The sequence below is a fragment of the Streptomyces phaeoluteigriseus genome (assembly GCF_001896135.2).
Lineage (GTDB): Bacteria > Actinomycetota > Actinomycetes > Streptomycetales > Streptomycetaceae > Streptomyces > Streptomyces phaeoluteigriseus.
Genome location: NZ_MPOH02000011.1, coordinates 360,806 through 380,108 on the forward strand (window position 1 = coordinate 360,806; position 19,303 = coordinate 380,108).

The window sequence follows — 19,303 nt, forward strand, 5'->3', positions numbered from 1 at the left end:
GCGATGGCGAGCATCAAGGACGTCGCTGCCGAGGCGGGCGTTTCCGTCGCCACGGTGTCGCGGGTCCTCAACGACCATCCGTCGGTCAGCGCGGACGCACGCGCGCGTGTGCTGGCCGCCGTCGAGGCGCTGGGCTACCGCCCGAACGCCGTCGCCCGGTCGCTGCGCACCGACCAGACCCGCACCCTGGGCCTGGTCATCAGCGACGTGATGAACCCCTACTTCACCGAGCTGGCCCGCTCCGTGGAGGAGGAGGCCCGCGCGCTCGGCTACAGCGTCATCATCGGCAACGCCGACGAGCGGCCCGACCTCCAGGACCACCACGTACGGACCCTGCTGGACCGCCGTATCGACGGTCTGCTCGTCTCGCCCACCGACGGCGGATCGCCGCTGATGCTGGACGCCGCGCGCGCGGGGACCCCGATGGTGTTCGTCGACCGGTGGATCCCGGGCGTGGACGTGCCGGTCGTCCGGGCGGACGGACGGGCCGCCGTACAGGACCTGGTGGCGCATCTGCACCGGCTGGGGCACCGCCGGCTCGCGATCATCGCGGGCCCGGCCGCCACCACCACCGGCAGTGAGCGCGTCGAGGCCTTCCGGGAGGCCCTCGGCGCCTGCGGCATCGATCTCCCGGACGTCTACATCGGGCAGGGCGACTTCCAGGCCGAGAGCGGACGGCGGGTCACCGAGGGCTTCCTCGACCTGCCCGAGCCGCCCGAGGTCGTGTTCGCCGCCGACAACCTGATGGCGCTCGGCGCGCTGGACGCCGTTCGCGCGCGTGGGCTGCGCGTGCCCGACGACATCGCGCTCGCCGCGTTCGACGACATCCCGTGGTTCGTGCACACCGATCCCCCGATCACCGCCATCGCCCAGCCGACGGGCGAGCTGGGGCGCGCGGCCGTACGCGCGCTGGTCGACCGGATCGAGGGGCGGGCCCCGCGGTCCGTCACCCTCCCCGCCCGTCTCGTCGTGCGCCGCTCGTGCGGTGAGGACGGCCACGACGGTGAGAACTCAGCAAGGAACAGGAGCCAGTCGTGAGCAACGCGGACGAGTTGCTGCGCATCGAAGGCATACGCAAGACCTTCCCCGGAGTGGTCGCGCTCGACAGCGTCGACTTCGATCTGCGGCGGGGCGAGGTGCATGTGCTGCTCGGTGAGAACGGCGCGGGCAAGAGCACCCTCATCAAGATGCTCTCCGGCGCCTACACGCCCGACGCCGGGCGGATCCTGGCCGGCGGCGAGGAGGTGCGCATCCACGGGGCGCAGGATTCCGAGCGTCTCGGGATCGCGACCATCTACCAGGAGTTCAACCTGGTACCGGACCTGACGGTCGCCGAGAACATCTTCCTGGGGCGCCAGCCCCGCCGGTTCGGGATGATCGACCGCAAGCGGATGGAGGCCGACGCCGCCGTCCTGCTGGAGCGGGTCGGCGTCCCCGTGTCGCCCCGCGCGCGGGTGCGTGAACTGGGCATCGCGCGCCTCCAGATGGTCGAGATCGCCAAGGCGCTGAGCCTGGACGCGCGCGTGCTGATCATGGACGAGCCGACCGCCGTGCTCACCTCCGAGGAGGTCGAGAAGCTCTTCGCGATCGTGCGCAGGCTGCGCGAGGACGGCGTGGGCATCGTGTTCATCACCCATCACCTGGAGGAGATCGCGGCCCTGGGCGACCGGGTCACGGTCATCCGGGACGGCAGGAGCGTCGGGCAGGTCCCGGCGTCCACGCCAGAGGACGAGCTCGTACGGCTGATGGTGGGCCGTTCCATCGAGCAGCAGTACCCGCGCGAGCGCGCCGACACCGGCGCCGCCCTGCTGTCCGTCGAGGGGCTGACGCGGGACGGGGTCTTCCACGACGTCAGCTTCGAGGTGCGGGCCGGCGAGGTCGTCGGAGTGGCGGGGCTGGTGGGCGCGGGTCGTACCGAGGTCGTACGGGCCGTGTTCGGGGCGGACCCGTACGACCACGGGGCCGTGCGGGTGGCGGGCGAGCGGCTGCGCCGCCACGACGTGACCGCGGCCATGGCCGCCGGGATCGGGCTCGTGCCGGAGGACCGCAAGGGCCAGGGGCTGGTGCTGGACGCCTCCGTCGAGGAGAACCTCGGCCTGGTCACCCTGCGTTCGGCCACCCGTGCCGGGCTCGTCGACCTCAGGGGGCAGCACGAGGCCGCGGGCCGCATCGCCGCGCAGCTCGGCGTGCGCATGGCCGGGCTCGGCCAGCAGGTGCGGACGCTGTCCGGCGGGAACCAGCAGAAGGTCGTCATCGGCAAGTGGCTGCTGGCGGACACCAGGGTGCTGATCCTCGACGAGCCGACGCGCGGTATCGACGTCGGCGCCAAGGTCGAGATCTACCAGCTGATCAACGAGCTGACGGCCGCCGGGGCCGCCGTCCTGATGATCTCCAGCGATCTGCCCGAGGTGCTCGGCATGAGCGACCGGGTGCTGGTGATGGCCCAGGGCCGGATCGCCGGCGAACTCGCGGCGGACGAGGCCACTCAGGACGCGGTGATGGCACTCGCCGTGAGCACCCCCACCACCCCCGGTCGCCCCCGACCACCTCTCACCACCCCTACCACCCCTGCTACTTCCGAAGTGGAGACCGGCCGTGGCCGCTGACACGCTCAAGAGCACGACGGGCGCCGGTGGCGGCGCCGCGGCGGTGCGCCGCCTGCTGCTCGACAACGGGGCGCTCACCGCGCTCATCGTCCTCCTCATCGCCATGTCGGCGCTGTCGGGTGACTTCCTGACCACGGACAACCTGCTCAACGTGGGCGTCCAGGCGGCCGTGACCGCCATCCTCGCCTTCGGCGTGACCTTCGTGATCGTCTCGGCGGGCATCGACCTGTCGGTCGGCTCGGTGGCGGCGCTGTCGGCCACGGTCCTCGCCTGGAGCGCCACCTCGCACGGCGTGCCGGTCGTCCTCGCGGTCGTCCTGGCCGTCGCCACCGGCATCGTGGCCGGGCTGGTGAACGGTTTCCTCATCGCCTACGGCAAGTTGCCGCCGTTCATCGCGACGCTCGCCATGCTGTCGGTGGCGCGCGGCCTGTCGCTGGTGATCTCCGAGGGTTCCCCGATCGCCTTCCCCGACTCCGTCTCGCACCTCGGGGACACGCTCGGCGGCTGGCTGCCGGTGCCCGTGCTGGTCATGGTCGTCATGGGTCTGATCGCCGCGTTCGTCCTCGGCCGCACCTACATCGGCCGCTCGATGTACGCCATCGGCGGCAACGAGGAGGCCGCGCGCCTGTCCGGGCTGCGGGTGAAGAAGCAGAAGCTCGCGATCTACGCGCTGTCCGGCGTGTTCGCCGCCGCCGCGGGCATCGTGCTCGCCTCCCGGCTGTCCTCCGCGCAGCCGCAGGCCGCCGACGGCTACGAGCTGGACGCGATCGCCGCCGTCGTCATCGGCGGCGCGTCCCTCGCGGGAGGTACGGGCAAGGCGTCCGGCACCCTGATCGGCGCGCTGATCCTGGCGGTGCTGCGCAACGGCCTCAACCTCCTGTCCGTGTCGGCGTTCTGGCAGCAGGTCGTCATCGGTGTCGTCATCGCGCTGGCCGTCCTGCTGGACACCGTGCGCCGCAAGGCCGGGGCGACCCCGGTGGCCGCCGGGACCGGTGGCGGCAAGGGCCGGCAGGCGATGACGTACGGGCTCGCCGCGGTCGTCACCGTGGCGGTGGTCGGCGCGACCTCCTTCCTGCACAGCGGTTCCTCGTCGACGTCGAACCCGAAGGTCGGTCTGGCGCTGTCCACCCTCAACAACCCGTTCTTCGTGCAGATCCAGGCGGGCGCGAAGGCCGAGGCGAAGAAGCTGGGTGTCGACCTGACCGTCACCGACGCGCAGAACGACGCCTCTCAGCAGGCCAACCAGCTCCAGAACTTCACCAGTTCCGGCTACGACGCGATCATCGTCAACCCGGTGGACTCCGACGCGGCCGGGCCGGCCGTACGGGCCGCCGACAAGGCGAAGATCCCGGTCGTCGCGGTCGACCGAGGCGTCAACAAGGCGACCACGGACACCCTCGTGGCCTCCGACAACGTGGCCGGCGGTGAACTCGCCGCCAGGACGGTCGCCGAGAAGCTCGGCGGCACCGGGAAGATCGTGATCCTCCAGGGCCAGGCGGGCACGTCGGCGGCCCGGGAGCGCGCCGAGGGCTTCGCGAAGGGCCTGAAGGCCTTCCCGGGCATCCAGGTGCTGGCCCAGCAGCCGGCCGACTTCGACCGGACCAAGGGCCTCGACGTGATGTCGAACCTGCTCCAGGCGCACCCGGACGTCCAGGGCGTCATCGCCGCCAACGACGAGATGGCGCTCGGCGCGATCAAGGCACTCGGCTCCAAGGCCGGCAAGTCCGTCCAGGTCGTCGGCTTCGACGGCACCCCGGACGGCCTGACCGCGGTCACGAACGGCACGCTGTACGCGTCCGTGGCGCAGCAGCCCTCGCAGTTGGGCAGGATCGCCGTGGACAACGCGCTGAAGGCGTTCCAGGGCAAGAAGGTCGCGGAGACGGTGAAGGTGCCGGTGAAGGTGGTCACGAAGGCGAACGTGGCCGGCTTCACCGGCTGACCGTCGGCAAGCGGTTCGGCAGGCGGGCGATGCGGGCGGCGGTCGGGAGACCGCCCGCCCCACGTCACGTACGACGTACGTAGGGGAGTTCTCATGTACGACTACGACCTTCTGGTCGTAGGGTCGGCCAACGCCGACCTGGTGATCGGCGTCGAACGGCGCCCGGCGGCGGGCGAGACCGTCCTCGGCTCGGACCTGGCCGTCCATCCGGGCGGCAAGGGCGCCAACCAGGCGGTCGCGGCCGCCCGCCTCGGCGCCCGTACGGCGCTGCTGGCCCGGATCGGCGACGACGCGTACGGCCGGCTGCTGCTCGACTCGCAGCGGGCGGCCGGGGTCGACACCGTGGGCGTGCTGGTGGGCGGGGCGCCGACCGGAATCGCGCTGATCACGGTGGACCCGTCGGGCGACAACAGCATCGTGGTGTCCCCGGGCGCGAACGGCCGCCTGACACCGGAGGACGTGCGTGCCGCCGCCGGGCTGTTCCACGCCTCCCGCGTGGTGTCGGCGCAGTTGGAGATCCCGCTGGAGACGGTCGTGGAGGTCGTACGGAGTCTGGCGCCGGGCAGCCGCTTCGTGCTGAACCCGTCACCGCCGCGCCCGTTGCCGGCCGAGGTGCTGGCGGCCTGCGATCCGCTGATCGTCAACGAGCACGAGGCGAAGGTGATCCTCGGCGCCGTCGACGGCGGCTCGGCCGTCGGTGACCGGCCCGAGGACTGGGCGCGGGTGCTGCTCGCCAAGGGGCCGAAGTCGGTGGTGGTGACGCTGGGTTCGCGGGGCGCGCTGGTGGCGTCGGCGGAGGGTGTGGAGCGGGTGGCGGCGGTGCGGGTGGACGCCGTGGACACGACCGGGGCGGGCGACTCCTTCACGGCGGCGCTGGCGTGGAAGCTGGGTGCCGGCTCCTCGCTCGCGGAGGCGGCGGCGTACGCGGCGCGGGTGGGGGCCGTGGCGGTGACCCGGCGGGGCGCGCAGGAGTCGTTCCCGACGGCGGCGGAGGTCGAGGGCCGGTGAGGAGGGGCGGGATACTCAATCGCCATCTCGCGGGCGCGCTGGCCGAGTTGGGGCACGGGCACGGGGTGCTGGTGTGCGACGCGGGCATGCCGATACCCGACGGTCCGCGAGTCGTGGACCTGGCCTTCCGGGCGGGGGTGCCGTCGTTCGCCGAGGTCCTGGAGGGCCTGCTGGCCGAGCTGGTCGTGGAGGGCGCGACGGCGGCCCGCGAGGTACGGGAGGCGAACCCGGCGGCGGCCGGGCTGCTGGACGGGCACTTCCCCGGGCTGGTCCTGGTCCCGCACGAGCAGCTGAAGAGGCTGTCGGCGGGGGCGCGGCTGGTGGTGCGGACCGGGGAGGCACGGCCGTACGCGAACGTGCTGCTGCGGTGCGGGGTGTTCTTCTGACCGCCTGGTGATCACCGCGCATGCTTCGAGGGGCCCGGTCCGTCGACCAGGCCCCTCTTGCTTGCCCCCTCCGTCGCCAGAACCCCCGCGATCCCCCCGGATCCCCCCTCCGGAAGTCCTGACACCGTGTATGACCCGCATCAAGCCGGAACGGTTGCACGGTCGCCGGGGAAATGACGAAGCGGAACGGACAAGCGAAGGAATCTGGCCACCGGCACATGCCAGGCGCATCAAACCGGCGCGCGAGAAGACCACCTGTTGTGATGAAACCCGCAGGTCAAAGCGGTGGTCGTGCCGAAACGCCCACCATGATGGCGTGGTCTCCCCCACCCTCCTCCCGAGGAGTACGACCATGTCCGAAACGACCGAGCCCAACGTCGGTACGTTCACCCTCGCCGACCCGCTGACCACCGCCCCCGCCCAACCGGTCGAGGTACCGGACCACGCCGAGTGGCCCCTGCCGAACGGCTTCGCCTGGGTCTTCCCCGCCGACGGCAACACCGACGGCACGGTCGTCCGGCCCGTGATCATGGCCGACGGCTTCAACCTCGGCCGCAGCGAACTGGACAAGACCTACCAGGGCCTGGAGAGCGGCTACCAGTTCATCAGCGAACTGCACCGGCGTGGCAGGGACGTGATCCTCCTCGGCTTCGAGGAGCGCAGCGCGTCCATCCTGGACAACGCGCGCGCCGCCGAAGCCGTCATCAGGGAGACCATCGGCCGACGACGGGGTGACGCCCCGCTGGTCGTCGGCGGGTTCAGCATGGGCGGCATCGTGACCCGCTACGCCCTGGCCCACATGGAGCGCCAGCGGATGAACCACGAGACCGCGGTGTACTTCTCCTACGACAGCCCGCACCGCGGCGCCTCCATCCCCGTCGGCGTGCAGGCGTTCTCGCACTTCATCCCGTTCCCGAACGCCTTCGCGAAGCAGATGGACAGCCCGGCCGCGCGCCAGATGCTGTGGCGGCACTACGACAAGGACACCAAGAAGATCGGGGTCGCCCCGGAGCGCACCGAGTTCCTGGACGCCCTCGGCCGCCTCGGCGGCTGGCCGCAGATCCCGGTGAAGATCGCCGTCGCCAACGGCCGCGCCGACGGGGTCGGCCTGCCCGAGGTGCTGCCCGGCGAGGTCGCGCTGCGGATCGACGGGATCTACCCCGGCACGACTTTCTACACCCAGGCGCAGGGGGACGACGTCACGGCCGCCTACCTGTACCGGCGGTTCCCCAAGGCCGAAGAGACCGTCACGACCAGCGGCTTCCCTGAAGTGGACGGCGCTCCCGGCGGCACGCTGCACACGTACAAGATCCTCGCCGACGCGATGAAGAAGCTCGGCGCCACGGTGGATCTGCGGCACGAGGACGTCTGTTTCGTCGCGTCGGTGAGCGCGGTGGCCATCCGCGACGTCGAGACGCAGGAGGACCTGTACACGCCGATCAGTGAACTCGCCCGGGAGGAGAGCGAGTTGGACGACTTCTTCTGCTCGCCCACGACGACCGAGCACACGGCGATCACCGCTGAACTCTGCACCTGGCTGATGGACCGCCTGCCCGACTGACCCGACGCCCACGCCAGGTACCGCGGGGGCCGCCCTCTGTCCGCTCACATGCGGCGGAGGGCGGCCCCTTCGTCACTCCGCACGGCAAGCCGTCCACCGCGACTCCCAGCCACCCTCCTGACGTCTCGCAAGGCCTCGCCGAGGCGTGGCCCGTGCCGCACCGGTCCTCAGCGGTTCAGGTCCATGACCCCGACGCCCAGTCCTGTGTAGGGGTCCGGTGCCACCGTGGCGATCAGACCACCCATGGGAAGGGTCTGGTTGGGGCTCACGGCATGCACGGCGGCCGCGACGCCGAAGTCGACACCCGCGCTCCCCAGTCGGGCGATGGTCACCGCCATGGCGAAATCGTCTTCGACGACATGGAGTACGTCCACCAGAACGCCCACGTGGTCGACGATCCCGGCGCGCCGGCGCTCGGCCTCCACAAGGCACAGGACGGGCACCCACAGCCGCATGTCATCGCTGGCCGCCGCGGCGTGAATGAGGCCGGAAACCTGCTTGTCGCCTCCCAGCGCGAGGAGAGTGGGCGTATCGAGGACGAAGTGCTCGGTCCGGCTCAAGGGGACGGCTCCGACCCAGCCGGGCCCGCACGGTGAGCGGCGGAGGCCGCCCTCATCTTGCGCCGCATCTCGGCGGACTCCTCGTCCGACACGTAGTGCCCGAAGCGCTCGGCCAGCAGCGTGCGGGTGTGGTCTGCTCGCTCCTCGATCTGTTCTGGAGTAAGCACCTCCGCCGCTATCTCCTGCATGAGGGCGCGGAGGCTGCTGCCCCTGGCCTCGGCCACGGCGGCGAGCTGGTCACGGACTTCGGCGGGTACACGGATCATCACGTCGGCCATGCCGGGAGTATACGTCACGTATACGCCCCGTGGACGGCGGTCGCCGGAGAGGTCTTCCTCCCTCCGGCGACCGCCGCCGAGCACTACGCCGTGTGCGCCACGAACCGTGCCGCCGTCTCCGCCAGGACCTCTCGGCCGTCCCGCGCCCACAGCGCGTCGTTGAACAGTTCGACCTCGATCGCGCCCGTGTAGCCGGCCGTCTCCACGTGGGTCCGCCATGCGCGCATGTCGATCGCGCCGTCGCCGATCTGTCCCCGGCCGTTCAGGACGCCTTCGGGCAACGGGGTGGTCCAGTCGGCCAGTTGGAAGGTGTGGATGCGGCCGGAGGCGCCCGCTCGGGCGATCTGGGCGGGGGCCTGGTCGTCCCACCAGATGTGGTACGTGTCGACCGTGACGCCCACCTGGTGGGCCGGGAAGCGTTCCGCGATGTCCAGGGCCTGGGTGAGGGTCGAGACCACGCAGCGGTCGGCGGCGTACATGGGGTGCAGGGGTTCGATGGCCAGCTTCACCCCGTGGTCCTCGGCGTAGGGGCCGAGTTCCGTCAGCGCGTCCGCGATGCGTTCGCGGGCTGCGTGCAGGTCCTTCGAGCCCGCCGGGAGGCCGCCGGAGACGAGGACCAGGACCTCGGTGCCCAGGGTCGCCGCCTCGTCGACCGCCCGGCGGTTGTCGGCCAGGGCCGCCGCGCGCTCGTCCGGGTCGACGGCCGTGAGGAAGCCCCCGCGGCACAACGTCGTCACCGTCAGGCCCGCGTCACGGACCAGCTTCGCGGTCTCCTCGACGCCGTACGCCCGGACCGGCTCGCGCCAGAGGCCGACGTTGCCGATGCCCAGGTCGCGGCAGGCGGCAACCAGTTCGGGCATCGACAGCTGCTTCACCGTCATCTGGTTGATGCTGAAACGCCCGAGACCGGTCACTGGTTCACCCCGTACAGGGCGAGCAGGTTCTTCATCCGTTCCTCGGCGAGCTTGGGGTCGGGGAACAGGCCGAGGCCGTCGGCGAGTTCGTAGGCGCGGGCCAGGTGCGGGAGGGAGCGGGCCGACTGGAGGCCGCCGACCATCGCGAAGTGCGACTGGTGGCCGGCCAGCCAGGCCAGGAGGACCACGCCCGTCTTGTAGAAGCGGGTCGGGGTCTGGAAGAGGTGGCGGGAGAGGTCGACCGTGGGGTCCAGCAACTGCCGGAAACCGGATACGTCCCCCGTGTCCAGGACCCGGACCGCCTCCGCCGCCAGCGGGCCCAGCGGGTCGAAGATGCCGAGGAGGGCGTGGCTGAAGCCCTGCTCGTCGCCCGCGATCAGCTCGGGGTAGTTGAAGTCGTCGCCGGTGTAGCAGCGGACTCCGTCCGGCAGGCGGCGGCGCAGGTCCACCTCGCGCCCGGCGTCGAGCAGGGAGACCTTGATGCCGTCGACCTTGTCCGGGTGGGCCGCGATGACCTGGAGGAACACCTCCGTCGCCGCGTCCAGGTCGGACGAGCCCCAGTAGCCTTCCAGCGCCGGGTCGAACATCGGGCCCAGCCAGTGCAGGATCACCGGCTCGGCGGACTGGCGCAGGAGGTGGCCGTAGACGCCGAGGTAGTCCTCGGGGCCCGTGGCGGCCGCGGCCAGGGCGCGGGACGCCATCAGGACGGCCTGGGCGCCGGAGGCCTCGACGAGGGCGAGCTGCTCCTCGTAGGCCGCCCGGACCTCGGCGAGGGACGCCGGGCCGGTGAGCTGGTCGGTGCCGACACCGCAGGCGATCAGGCCGCCCACCGCTTTCGCCTCGGCCGCCGAGCGGCGGATCAGCTCGGCCGCTCCCGCCCAGTCCAGACCCATGCCGCGCTGGGCGGTGTCCATCGCCTCGGCGACGCCGAGCCCGTGGGACCACAGGTGGCGGCGGAAGGCGAGGGTGGCGTCCCAGTCGACGGCAGCCGGTGAGTCGGGCGACACGTCGGCGAACGGGTCCGCGACGACGTGCGCCGCGGAGAAGACCGTACGGGAGGTGAAAGCGCTTCCGGTCGTTGCCGCGAGGGGCTCCGTGCGGGGTTCGTAGGTCCGCAGGATCCCACTGGAGTCCGGGAGTCGGATGGTCACAGCGCGATCTCCGGGACGTCGAGGCGGCGGCCCTGCGCGGAGGACTTCAGGCCCAGCTCGGCGAGCTGGACGCCGCGGGCGCCGGCCAGGAGGTTCCAGTGGTAGGGGGCGTCGGCGTAGACGTGCCTGAGGAACAGTTCCCACTGGGCCTTGAAACCGTTGTCGAAGTCGCCGTTGTCGGGGACCTCCTGCCACTGGTCGCGGAACACCTCGGTGGCGGGGATGTCCGGGTTCCACACCGGCTTGGGGGTGGCGGAGCGGTGCTGGACGCGGCAGTTGCGCAGACCTGCCACGGCCGAGCCCTCGGTGCCGTCGACCTGGAACTCCACGAGTTCGTCGCGGTTGACGCGGACCGTCCAGGAGGAGTTGATCTGGGCGATGGCGCCGCCTTCGAGTTCGAAGATGCCGTAGGCGGAGTCGTCGGCCGTGGCGTCGTAGGGCTTGCCGTTCTCGTCCCAGCGCTGCGGGACGTGGGTGGTGGCGATGGCCTGGACCGTCTTCACGCGGCCGAACAGCTCGTGCAGGACGTACTCCCAGTGCGGGAACATGTCGACGACGATGCCGCCGCCGTCCTCGGCGCGGTAGTTCCAGGAGGGGCGCTGGGCGGCCTGCCAGTCGCCCTCGAAGACCCAGTAGCCGAACTCGCCGCGGATGGAGAGGATCCGGCCGAAGAAGCCGCCGTCGATGAGGCGCTTCAGCTTCAGCAGACCCGGCAGGAACAGCTTGTCCTGGACGACACCGTGCTTGATGCCCTTCTCGTCGGCGAGCCTGGCCAGCTCCAGGGCGCCCTCCAGTCCGGTGGCGGTGGGCTTCTCGGTGTAGACGTGCTTGCCGGCCGCGATCGCCTTCCTGATGGCCTCCTCGCGGGCGGAGGTGACCTGGGCGTCGAAGTAGATGTCGACGGTGGGGTCGGCGAGGACCTCGTCCACGTCCGTCGAGACGTGCTCCAGGCCGTGCTTTTCAGCAAGCGCCTTCAGCGCGTGTTCCCGGCGGCCGACCAGGATCGGCTCCGGCCACAGCACGGTGCCGTCGCCGAGGTCGAGGCCGCCCTGTTCGCGCAGGGCCAGGATGGAGCGGACCAGATGCTGGCGGTAACCCATGCGCCCGGTCACGCCGTTCATGGCGATACGCACCGTCTTGCGTGTCACGTCGGTCCCTTCTTAGGCGTTGTACGCGGCGTCGTGCGCGGCGGTGCCCGCAGCGTCGCGCGCGTCTCGTACGCGGTTGTGCGCGCCGCGTACGCCTCGGCACTGATCAGCGTCACAGCAAGCGCTTTCTATAAGGGAGAAGCTAGCCTCTGACCGGCGGTCCGGACAAGACCGTGTCCATCCCGAGTTGTTCGAGGGGGCGAACAACTCGGGTGCGGGGCCGTAAGGTCTGCTCGACACGCCCGGAACCAGGCAGGTGAACCTGCTGTCTACCAGGGCGTACGACGACGTACGACGAGATGCGTGACCGGAGGACGACGACATGACGGTGACCCTGGCGGACGTGGCGGCCCGCGCGCAGGTCTCGCCCGCGACGGTGTCGCGCGTACTGAACGGGAACTACCCCGTGGCCGCGTCGACCCGGGATCGGGTGCTGCGGGCCGTGGACGAGCTGGACTACGTGCTCAACGGTCCCGCCAGCGCGCTGGCCGCGGCCACCTCCGACCTGGTGGGCATCCTGGTCAACGACATCGCCGACCCCTTCTTCGGGATCATGGCGAGCGCGATCCAGGCGGAGATCGGCGGGCCCGGCGGGCGCGCCGGGGGTGAGCGGCTGGCGGTGGTGTGCAACACCGGGGGCTCGCCCGAGCGCGAGCTGACCTATCTCACCCTCCTGCAGCGGCAGCGGGCCGCGGCCGTGGTGCTGACCGGCGGGGCCATGGAGGACGAGGCGCACGCGACGGCCGTGGCGTCGAAGCTGAGCCGGCTGGCGGCCGCGGGCACCCGCGTCGTGCTGTGCGGGCGACCGCCGGCGCCCGGCACCGGGGCGATCGCGCTCACCTTCGACAACCGCGGCGGCGGGCGGGAACTGACCGAGCACCTCATCGGGCTCGGGCACCGGCGGCTCGGGTACATCGCCGGTCCCGAGGAGCGCACCACCACCCGGCACCGGCTGGAGGGCCACCGGGCGGCGCTGGTCGCGGCCGGCATCGAGGAGGATCCTCGCTGGACCGTCCACGGGCGGTACGACCGGCGGGCGGGGTACGAGGCCACGCTGGAGCTGCTGCGGCGGGATCCCGCGCTGACCGCTGTGGTCGCCGCCAACGACTCCGTCGCCCTGGGGGCGTGCGCGGCCCTGCGGGAGTCCGGGCTGCGCATTCCCGACGACGTTTCCGTAGCCGGTTTCGACGACCTGCCCTTCAGCATCGACGCCGTGCCCGCGCTGACCACCGTGCGGCTGCCGTTGGCCGAGGCGGGGGCTCGGGCCGGGCGGATCGCCATGGGGCGGGAGGAGCCTCCGCCGGGGGGCATCGCCATGGTGCGGGGGGAGTTGATGGTGCGGGGGTCTTCGGGTCCGGCGGGTGAGTGGGTGGGGGTCGGGGGCCGTGGCGGTGCGTCGAGTCCGTCGCCAGTCGGGCGTACTGCCCCCCCGCTGCCATGGTCCTACGGGGCGGAGACGGGCTACGCGACGGGCTTGCGACGCACCGCCACGGCCCGCTCCCGGTGGACCGCGGCCCGGCCCTTCGTCGTGGTTCGGGTTCGGGGTACGGGGTCGCCTCGTCGATTCGTAGCGGTCGTCGGTGGGGCGGGTGGCTAGTACTGTCCGAAGGTATGAAGCTGGCCTTCTCCACCCTTGGTGTTCCCGGTCTTCCGATCTCCGACGTGCTGCGGCTCGCGACCACGCACGGGTACCACGGTGTCGAGCTGCGCGCCCATCCCGAGGAGCCCGTGCATCCGGGCCTCGGCCCTGACGGACGTGCCGAGGTGGCCGCCGAGTTCAAGGCGGCCGGGGTCGAGGTGCTCGGGGTCGCGGGGTATGCGCGCGTGGCCGCTCCGGGGGACGACGAGGCCGTGCTCGGTGAGATCCGCGCGCTCGTCGGACTCGCCCGCGATCTCGGCGCGCCGTACGTTCGGGTGTTCCCCGGCGGTGCCGACGGGCAGGAACCGGCCGAAGCGGACGCCCTCGCGGCCCGGCGGCTGGGGGCCGCCGCCGAGTACGGCGCCGACCTCGGCGTACGCATCCTGCTGGAGACCCACGACTCCCATCGCACCGGTGCCGCCGCGACGCGTGTCCTCGGGCTGGTCGGGCACCGGCAGGTGGGCGCGTTGTGGGACGTGATGCACACCTGGCTGGGCGGCGAGCAGCCGCAGGACAGTTACGCCGCGCTCTCGCCGTATCTCGGATACGTGCAGGTCAAGGACATCGTCTCGGCCCAGGACAGCACGCCGGTCGCGCTGGGCGCCGGGGTGCTGCCGCTCGCCGAGTGTGTGGAGGTCCTCTCCCGGCACGGGTGGGACGGCTGGCTGTGCTGGGAGTACGAGAAGCGGTGGTACGACGACGCCGAGCCTTTGGCCGGGCTGCTGGGAGCCGGGCGGGAGCACCTGGCGAGGCTGCTCAACGAGTCGGCGTGAGGGGGGAGGGGAGGTGGGTGGCGCCGACCTGAGGGAGGCGCTCACCCCTGGCTTGGCGGGAATTGACTGGCGGGTCAGCGGGGGTGCGGGTTAGCCTCCGCGCCGTGTATCGACCCGTCGCGCGGCCCGTCGTTCCTCCGGCCTCATGAGTCTCGGCCGGACCTTTCTCGACGTTCGCCCTCTTCGTACCTCTCCTGTCTACCGGCGGCTGCTGATCGGACGCACCGTGTCCACGCTCGGTGGCTTCATGACCATGGTCACCGTCATGTACCAGGTGTGGGACATGACCCACAGCTCGGTGTGGAGCGGCGCGGTCGGGCTGGCGCAGGCGCTGCCGATGGTCGGGGTCGGGCTGTTCGCCGGTGCCTGGGTCGACCGGGCCGACCGGCGCCGCGTCTACCTCCTCGCCACGGTCGGCCAGGCGGTCTGCTCACTCCTGCTCGCCGTGCAGGGCTTCACCGGGCACGCTCCCGTGCCGCTGATCCTCGCGCTGGTCGCGGCGCAGGCCTCCTTCGGGGCGGTCGGGGGCCCCGCGGCCGGCGTGTTCGTGCCCCGGCTGCTGCCCAAGGACCAGGTGGCCGCGGGGCTCGCCCTGAACCAGGCGACCGGTCAGTCGATGATGCTGGTCGGCCCCGCCGTCGCCGGTCTGGTGCTCGGCTGGTGGGGCATCGGCGTCTGCTACCTGCTGGACGCCCTCACCTTCGGGCTGGCCTTCTACGGCGCCTTCGGCCTGCCCCCGCTGCCGCCCGAGGGCGAGAAGTCCCGGCCCGGCCTGCACGGTGTCCTGGACGGACTGCGGTTCCTCACCGGCAACCGGGTCGTGCGCGGCGCCCTGGTGACCGACCTGGCCGCGACCGTGCTGGCGATGCCGGTCAGCCTCTTCCCACTGGTCAACGAGGAACGCTTCGGCGGTGATCCGCGCACGCTGGGCCTGTTCCTGTCCGCGCTCGCCGTGGGCGGTGTCACCGCGACCGCGTTCTCCGGGCCGGTGACCCGGCTGGCGCGGCCGGGGCCCGTGATGCTGTGCGCCTCCGGCCTGTGGGGGGTGTCCCTCGCCGTGTTCGGCCTGACGACCAGCGCCTGGGCGGGGATCGCGGCGCTGGTCCTGGCCGGTGCGGCGGACGCGGTGGCCGTCCTGTCCCGTACGACCATCGTCCAGACCCGTACCCCGGACGCGCTGCTGGGCAGGGTCACGGCGGCCGAGGCGATCGTCGGGCAGGCCGGTCCGCATCTGGGCAACCTGCGCGGAGGCCTCGCGGCCGGCTGGTCCTCGGGCGCCACCGCCCTCGTCACCGGCGGGGTGCTGTGTCTGCTGGCGGTGACGGCCGTGGCCGCCACCACTCCGGAGCTGCGAGGTGGGGCGGGTGACCCGGACGAGGAACCCGGTCGTGCCCCTGACTCCGGGGCCTCGTCGGTGGGCGCCGTGGAGGGGGACGGTGCTACGGCCGCTGCCCCGGGCGCGCCGTGAAGCTCGCGTCGCCCGTCTCGCACCACTGCAGCGCCGACGGCCAGGAGCCGTAGCCCGCGTCCAGGTCCAGGTGGGCCGCACCGGGGAGGAGTTCGGCCGTCAGGCCCAGCGGCGTGCCGTACACGGACTGGACGCCTTCCGGGCAGTACGGGTCGTCGTCGCCCGCGACCAGCCGGGTCGGGGAGGGGAGAGTCAGGCCGTCGAGGGCGGGGAGGACGAACTCCGCGACCTCCGGGTAGCCGGCGAGGACCGGGCCGGACGGGGGTGCCACCAGCAGGACCCGGTCGACGGTGTCCAGGCCGGGCAGGCCGCGGGCGATGGCGTGCAGCCAGAGCACGACGGAGAGGCTGTGCGCGATCACGACCCGCTCGCGCCGGGCGTCGAGGTCGCCGAGGTGGCGGGACAGTTCCCCGAGCCACACCTCCAGGGCGGGGTCGTCGGGGTCGGGCAGTTGGGGGTAGATGACGGCGTGGCCACGCTCGGTCAGGCGGTCGGCGAGCCAGTGCTGCCAGTGCGCGGCGGGGCGGTGGTTCTGCCAGCCGTGGAGGATGAGGAAGGCGCCGGGCGTGGTCGTCGAGGTCATGTTCTCGATCATTGCCCGGACTCAGCCATCAGGTCCAGTTAATCTTTTGCCGTGGAACCCTTAAGTCCAGCCTTTACCATCGACCTCCGTCGCCTGACCGTCCTGCGTGAGCTTCAGCGCCGCGGCAGCCTCACGCGGACCGCGGAAGCCCTGCGTCTGACACCGTCCGCCGTCTCCCAGCAGCTTGCCGTCCTCGCCCGCGACCTGGGCGTCCCCCTCACGGAACGCGACGGCAGAGGCGTACGGCTCACCGGGCAGGCCCGGGTGCTGCTCGCGCACGCCGACGTCATCGCCGCCCAGTTGGAGCGGGCCCGCGCCGACCTCGCGGCATACGGGGAGGGCGGGCGCGGATCGGTGACCGTCGGCTGCTTCTCCAGCGGCATCCTGGGGCTGCTGCCCACCGCGCTGCGGGCACTGCGCGAACGCCTCCCCCGCCTGCGGGTGGACGTCGTGGAGGCCGAGCCGCCGGACCTGTTCACCGCCCTCGACGGCGGGCAGGTCGACGTGGCCGTGGCCGTCGACTTCGCGGCGGCACCCCCGCACACCGACCCCCGCTACAGCCGGACGGACCTGCTCACCGACATCCTGGACGTCGCCCTGCCGCCCGACCATCCGCTCGCGGGCCGGGCCCGGGTGCCGCTGCGGGAACTGGCGCTGGACCCGTGGATCGTCGGCAGCGGTTCGAGCTGCTGCGGGTCGGTGACCCGCTCGGTGTGCGCGGCGGCCGGTTTCACCCCGGAGATCCGGCACGCCGTCAACGACTGGGCCGCGCTGGCCGGTCTGGTCGAGGCGGGCCAGGGGGTCGCCCTTGTGCCCCGCCTGGTCCGCTCCCTGTACGCCCACCGCGCCCTCGCCCTGCGCCCGGCCGAGGGCGAGCCCCCGTCGCGGAACGTCTTCGTCGCCGTACGGGCCGGGGCGGAGAGCGATCCGGTGCTGGCGGCCGTACGGGAGGAGTTGTCGCGGAGCGCGGCGGATGCCCTCGCCGCCCGTGGGTGAGGAGTCGCCGCGGAGTGCGGCGGACGTCACCGCCGCCCGTGGGTGTGTTGTCGCGGAGCACGACGAACTCCCTCGCCGCCCGTGCGTGAGGAATTGTCGCGGAGTACGGCGGACGCGCCGCCGCCCGTGGGTGAGGTGTGTGGGCGTCAGGTCGCGCGCGACCGGAATCCCGCCACCCGCTTCTCCAGCTGTCCGCGCCGCTCGGGCCATTCGGCCGCCGTGATCGAGAAGATCGCCGAGTCCCGTAGGCGGCCCTCCTCGCCCGGCGCCCAGGAGCGGGACCAGTTCCGCAGGACGCCCTCCAGGCTCGCGCCGACACTGGCGATGGCCGCCCGGGAGCGGCTGTTGCGGGCGTCCGTCTTCAGGTCCACCCGGGACACACCCCACACCTCGAAGGCGTGCCGGAAGAGCAGCAGTTTGGCCTCGGCGTTGATGCCCGTGCCCTGGGCCGAACGCGCCAGCCAGGTGAAGCCGACCTCGACGGCGTCGAGCGTGTCCTCGGACCGCCAGGAGCGCGGCTCCCAGTAGGCGGTGGCGCCCATCGCCCGGCCGGTCGCCAGGGACACCTGCGCGTAGGGGGCGAGCATGCCGGTGGAAGCGCGGGCGAGTTGGGCGTCGATGTAGTCGCCGACCTCGTCCTTCCGCGGCACCCAGGTGTACGCGTACGTCCCCCGGTGCTCCTCCGCCGCCTCCGCCAGGTCGGCCGCGTGCCGGTGTTCCAACGGCTCCAGGCGTACCAGCGCGCCCTCGAGAACCGGCCCCTCCATGGTGAAACTCACCCGACGATGTCCTTCCGCAGCTCCGCGAACGCCTCGTGGAAACCGGGGAAAGTCTTGCGGACGCAGCCGGGGTCGTCGAACGATATTCCTGGCGTGCGCAGACCGGTCACCGCGAAGGACATGACGATGCGATGGTCGCCGTACGTCGTGATCTCCGCGCCCTCGGGGGCGGCGCCGGGGCGGATCTCGATCCAGTCGGGGCCCGTCGCCACGTCCACGCCCAGTCGGTGGAGGTTCGACGCGCACGCCTCCAGGCGGTCGCACTCCTTCACGCGCGTGTTGGCGACGTCCTCGATGCGGACCGGGCCTGAGGCGTACGGGGCGATCGCGGCGAGCGTCGGCATGGTGTCGGAGACGTCCCGCATGTTCACGGTCAGGCCGCGGAGTTCGCCGGTGCCACGCACGGTCGTACGGTCCGCCCCCACCGTCACCTGCGCGCCCATCCTGCGCAGTACGTCCACGAAGCCCAGGTCGCCCTGGAGCGCGCCCTCGCCGAGGCCGGGCACGGTCACCTCGCGCCCGGCGTGACCGCGGCCGCCGCGAAGAAGTAGCTCGCGGTGGAGGCGTCGGGCTCGATCGCGTACGTCGTCGCCCGGTAGCCGCCCGGCGGGACGACGTACGTGTCGCCCTCTCGGCCCACCTCCACGCCGAAGGCCCGCATCATCGCGAGCGTGATCTCCACGTACGGCGCCGAGACCAGGTCGGTGACCGTGACGCGCAGGCCGGTGCGGGTCAGCGGGCCGAGCAGCAGGAGAGCCGTCAGGTACTGGGAGGACTGGCCGGCGTCCAGGGTCACGTCCCCGCCCTCCACCCCCGCCGCCTCGACGGTCAGCGGGTGGTGGCCCTCCGCCTCCTCGTGCCGCAGGTCCACGCCGAGGTCGCGCAGGGCCCGGGTCAGCGGCAGCAGGGGCCTGCGGCGCATCTGGGGGGAGGCGTCGAAGCGGTAGGTGCCGTGGCCGGCGGCGACCAGCGTGGGCAGGAAACGGGCGGTGGTGGCGCCGTCACGGCAGTACACGTCGGCCTCGCGGACCGCGGGGCCCTGCGGGCGGCCGTCGACCTGCCAGGCGTCCGGGGTCCGGCCGACGCGGTAGCCGAGCCGGACGAGCCCCTCGGCGAATCCCTCGGTGTCGTCGGACCTCAGGGGCCGCCGCAGGGTGGTGACCCCGTCGGCGGCCGCGGCGAGGAACAGGGCGCGGGCGGTGAGGGACTTGGAACCGGGAATGTCGACAAGGGGCATGCCCCGCATGATCCCGCCGGGGGTTGGCTGGGGGTGGGCGTGTCCACGTGGTGGACAAGGTGTCCGCTTGTTGGGCCGGAGGGTGGCCCTTCGTCCCACGAGGGGGCCGCCGTCCGGCTCACCGCCGGCCGCCGCGCCCGGCGCGCTCGGGCCGGTGGGCGGGTGCTGGCGAACCGCGGTACGGCTCCCCCGCAGGCGCATCCACCCCACCCACCCCCACTTCCGTCGATTCACGGGCGAGGGGGAACCCCCGTCACCCCACGCTCGTCCAAGCCGC

At 72.4% G+C, this 19,303-nt stretch carries 16 protein-coding genes and 2 pseudogenes; 10 read left to right on the top strand and 8 right to left on the bottom strand.

All coding sequences use genetic code 11. The features are described from left to right. The first annotated feature begins 3 nt into the window (after positions 1-3). The 6 genes from BM536_RS12725 to BM536_RS12750 all read left to right on the top strand — a co-directional run bounded on the left by BM536_RS12725 (position 4) and on the right by BM536_RS12750 (position 7,500). Positions 4-1,038 carry a LacI family DNA-binding transcriptional regulator gene (locus tag BM536_RS12725; protein WP_073490751.1) on the top strand — a complete coding sequence of 345 codons (1,035 nt, stop codon included), beginning with the start codon at positions 4-6 and terminating at the stop codon, positions 1,036-1,038. Further along, positions 1,035-2,606: a sugar ABC transporter ATP-binding protein gene (locus BM536_RS12730; protein WP_073490749.1), complete on the top strand. Its 1,572-nt coding sequence runs from the start codon at positions 1,035-1,037 to the stop codon at positions 2,604-2,606. Before BM536_RS12725 ends, BM536_RS12730 begins: the two co-directional genes overlap by 4 nt. Continuing rightward, complete coding sequence (locus BM536_RS12735; RefSeq protein WP_094102939.1) at positions 2,596-4,545, top strand: ABC transporter permease/substrate-binding protein; 1,950 nt, start codon at positions 2,596-2,598, stop codon at positions 4,543-4,545. Before BM536_RS12730 ends, BM536_RS12735 begins: the two co-directional genes overlap by 11 nt. Before the next feature lie 93 nt (positions 4,546-4,638). Beyond that, positions 4,639-5,553 (top strand): ribokinase, encoded by a 915-nt coding sequence (locus BM536_RS12740; RefSeq protein WP_094102940.1) that lies wholly within the window; start codon positions 4,639-4,641, stop codon positions 5,551-5,553. Next, a complete protein-coding gene (gene rbsD / locus BM536_RS12745; protein ID WP_073490746.1) occupies positions 5,550-5,939 on the top strand; it encodes a D-ribose pyranase in 390 nt (129 codons plus the stop codon). The genes BM536_RS12740 and rbsD overlap by 4 nt, the downstream gene beginning before the upstream one ends. Before the next feature lie 352 nt (positions 5,940-6,291). Next, positions 6,292-7,500, top strand: a complete 1,209-nt coding sequence (locus BM536_RS12750) for an esterase/lipase family protein (RefSeq protein WP_073490744.1) — start codon at positions 6,292-6,294, stop codon at positions 7,498-7,500. A 167-nt stretch (positions 7,501-7,667) separates the two neighbouring features. Here BM536_RS12750 and BM536_RS12755 read toward each other — a convergent pair whose 3' ends face one another. From BM536_RS12755 to BM536_RS12775, 5 genes are all read right to left on the bottom strand, one after another. Next, a complete protein-coding gene (locus BM536_RS12755) occupies positions 7,668-8,060 on the bottom strand; it encodes a PIN domain-containing protein (protein ID WP_073490742.1) in 393 nt (130 codons plus the stop codon). Then, positions 8,057-8,338 (bottom strand): Arc family DNA-binding protein, encoded by a 282-nt coding sequence (locus BM536_RS12760; protein WP_073490849.1) that lies wholly within the window; start codon positions 8,336-8,338, stop codon positions 8,057-8,059. Before BM536_RS12760 ends, BM536_RS12755 begins: the two co-directional genes overlap by 4 nt. An 83-nt stretch (positions 8,339-8,421) precedes the next feature. Further along, entirely contained in the window at positions 8,422-9,219 is a 798-nt protein-coding gene (locus tag BM536_RS12765; RefSeq protein ID WP_073490847.1) for a sugar phosphate isomerase/epimerase family protein, read from the bottom strand. A 29-nt stretch (positions 9,220-9,248) separates the two neighbouring features. Beyond that, complete coding sequence (locus BM536_RS12770; RefSeq protein WP_073490740.1) at positions 9,249-10,403, bottom strand: dihydrodipicolinate synthase family protein; 1,155 nt, start codon at positions 10,401-10,403, stop codon at positions 9,249-9,251. Further along, positions 10,400-11,551: a Gfo/Idh/MocA family protein gene (locus tag BM536_RS12775; RefSeq protein WP_073490738.1), complete on the bottom strand. Its 1,152-nt coding sequence runs from the start codon at positions 11,549-11,551 to the stop codon at positions 10,400-10,402. Before BM536_RS12775 ends, BM536_RS12770 begins: the two co-directional genes overlap by 4 nt. A gap of 322 nt (positions 11,552-11,873) precedes the next feature. Here BM536_RS12775 and BM536_RS12780 point away from each other — a divergent pair. From BM536_RS12780 to BM536_RS12790, 3 genes and pseudogenes are all read left to right on the top strand, one after another. Beyond that, positions 11,874-12,905, top strand: a pseudogene (locus tag BM536_RS12780) (LacI family DNA-binding transcriptional regulator); the annotation flags it as partial. Positions 12,906-13,162: 257 nt separating this feature from the next. Further along, entirely contained in the window at positions 13,163-13,963 is an 801-nt protein-coding gene (locus tag BM536_RS12785; RefSeq protein WP_073497373.1) for a sugar phosphate isomerase/epimerase family protein, read from the top strand. Positions 13,964-14,108: 145 nt separating this feature from the next. Beyond that, positions 14,109-15,431, top strand: a complete 1,323-nt coding sequence (locus tag BM536_RS12790) for an MFS transporter (protein WP_079275167.1) — start codon at positions 14,109-14,111, stop codon at positions 15,429-15,431. On the opposite strand, the gene BM536_RS12795 is transcribed toward BM536_RS12790, so the two are convergent. Further along, positions 15,403-16,014, bottom strand: a complete 612-nt coding sequence (locus tag BM536_RS12795) for an RBBP9/YdeN family alpha/beta hydrolase (protein ID WP_073497375.1) — start codon at positions 16,012-16,014, stop codon at positions 15,403-15,405. The genes BM536_RS12790 and BM536_RS12795 overlap by 29 nt on opposite strands. A gap of 51 nt (positions 16,015-16,065) precedes the next feature. On the opposite strand from BM536_RS12795, the gene BM536_RS12800 reads away from it, so the two are divergent. Further along, on the top strand, positions 16,066-17,010 hold the full coding sequence (locus BM536_RS12800; RefSeq protein WP_073497372.1) for a LysR family transcriptional regulator: 945 nt from the start codon (positions 16,066-16,068) through the stop codon (positions 17,008-17,010). Positions 17,011-17,156: 146 nt separating this feature from the next. Here the strand turns inward: BM536_RS12800 and BM536_RS12805 are convergent, their stop codons facing one another. Together BM536_RS12805 and aroA are read right to left on the bottom strand one after the other, a co-directional pair. Next, positions 17,157-17,789 carry a GNAT family N-acetyltransferase gene (locus tag BM536_RS12805; RefSeq protein WP_073497371.1) on the bottom strand — a complete coding sequence of 211 codons (633 nt, stop codon included), beginning with the start codon at positions 17,787-17,789 and terminating at the stop codon, positions 17,157-17,159. Beyond that, positions 17,786-19,026, bottom strand: a pseudogene (gene aroA / locus BM536_RS12810) (3-phosphoshikimate 1-carboxyvinyltransferase). The gene BM536_RS12805 and the pseudogene aroA overlap by 4 nt, the downstream one beginning before the upstream one ends. Positions 19,027-19,303 lie beyond the last annotated feature (277 nt).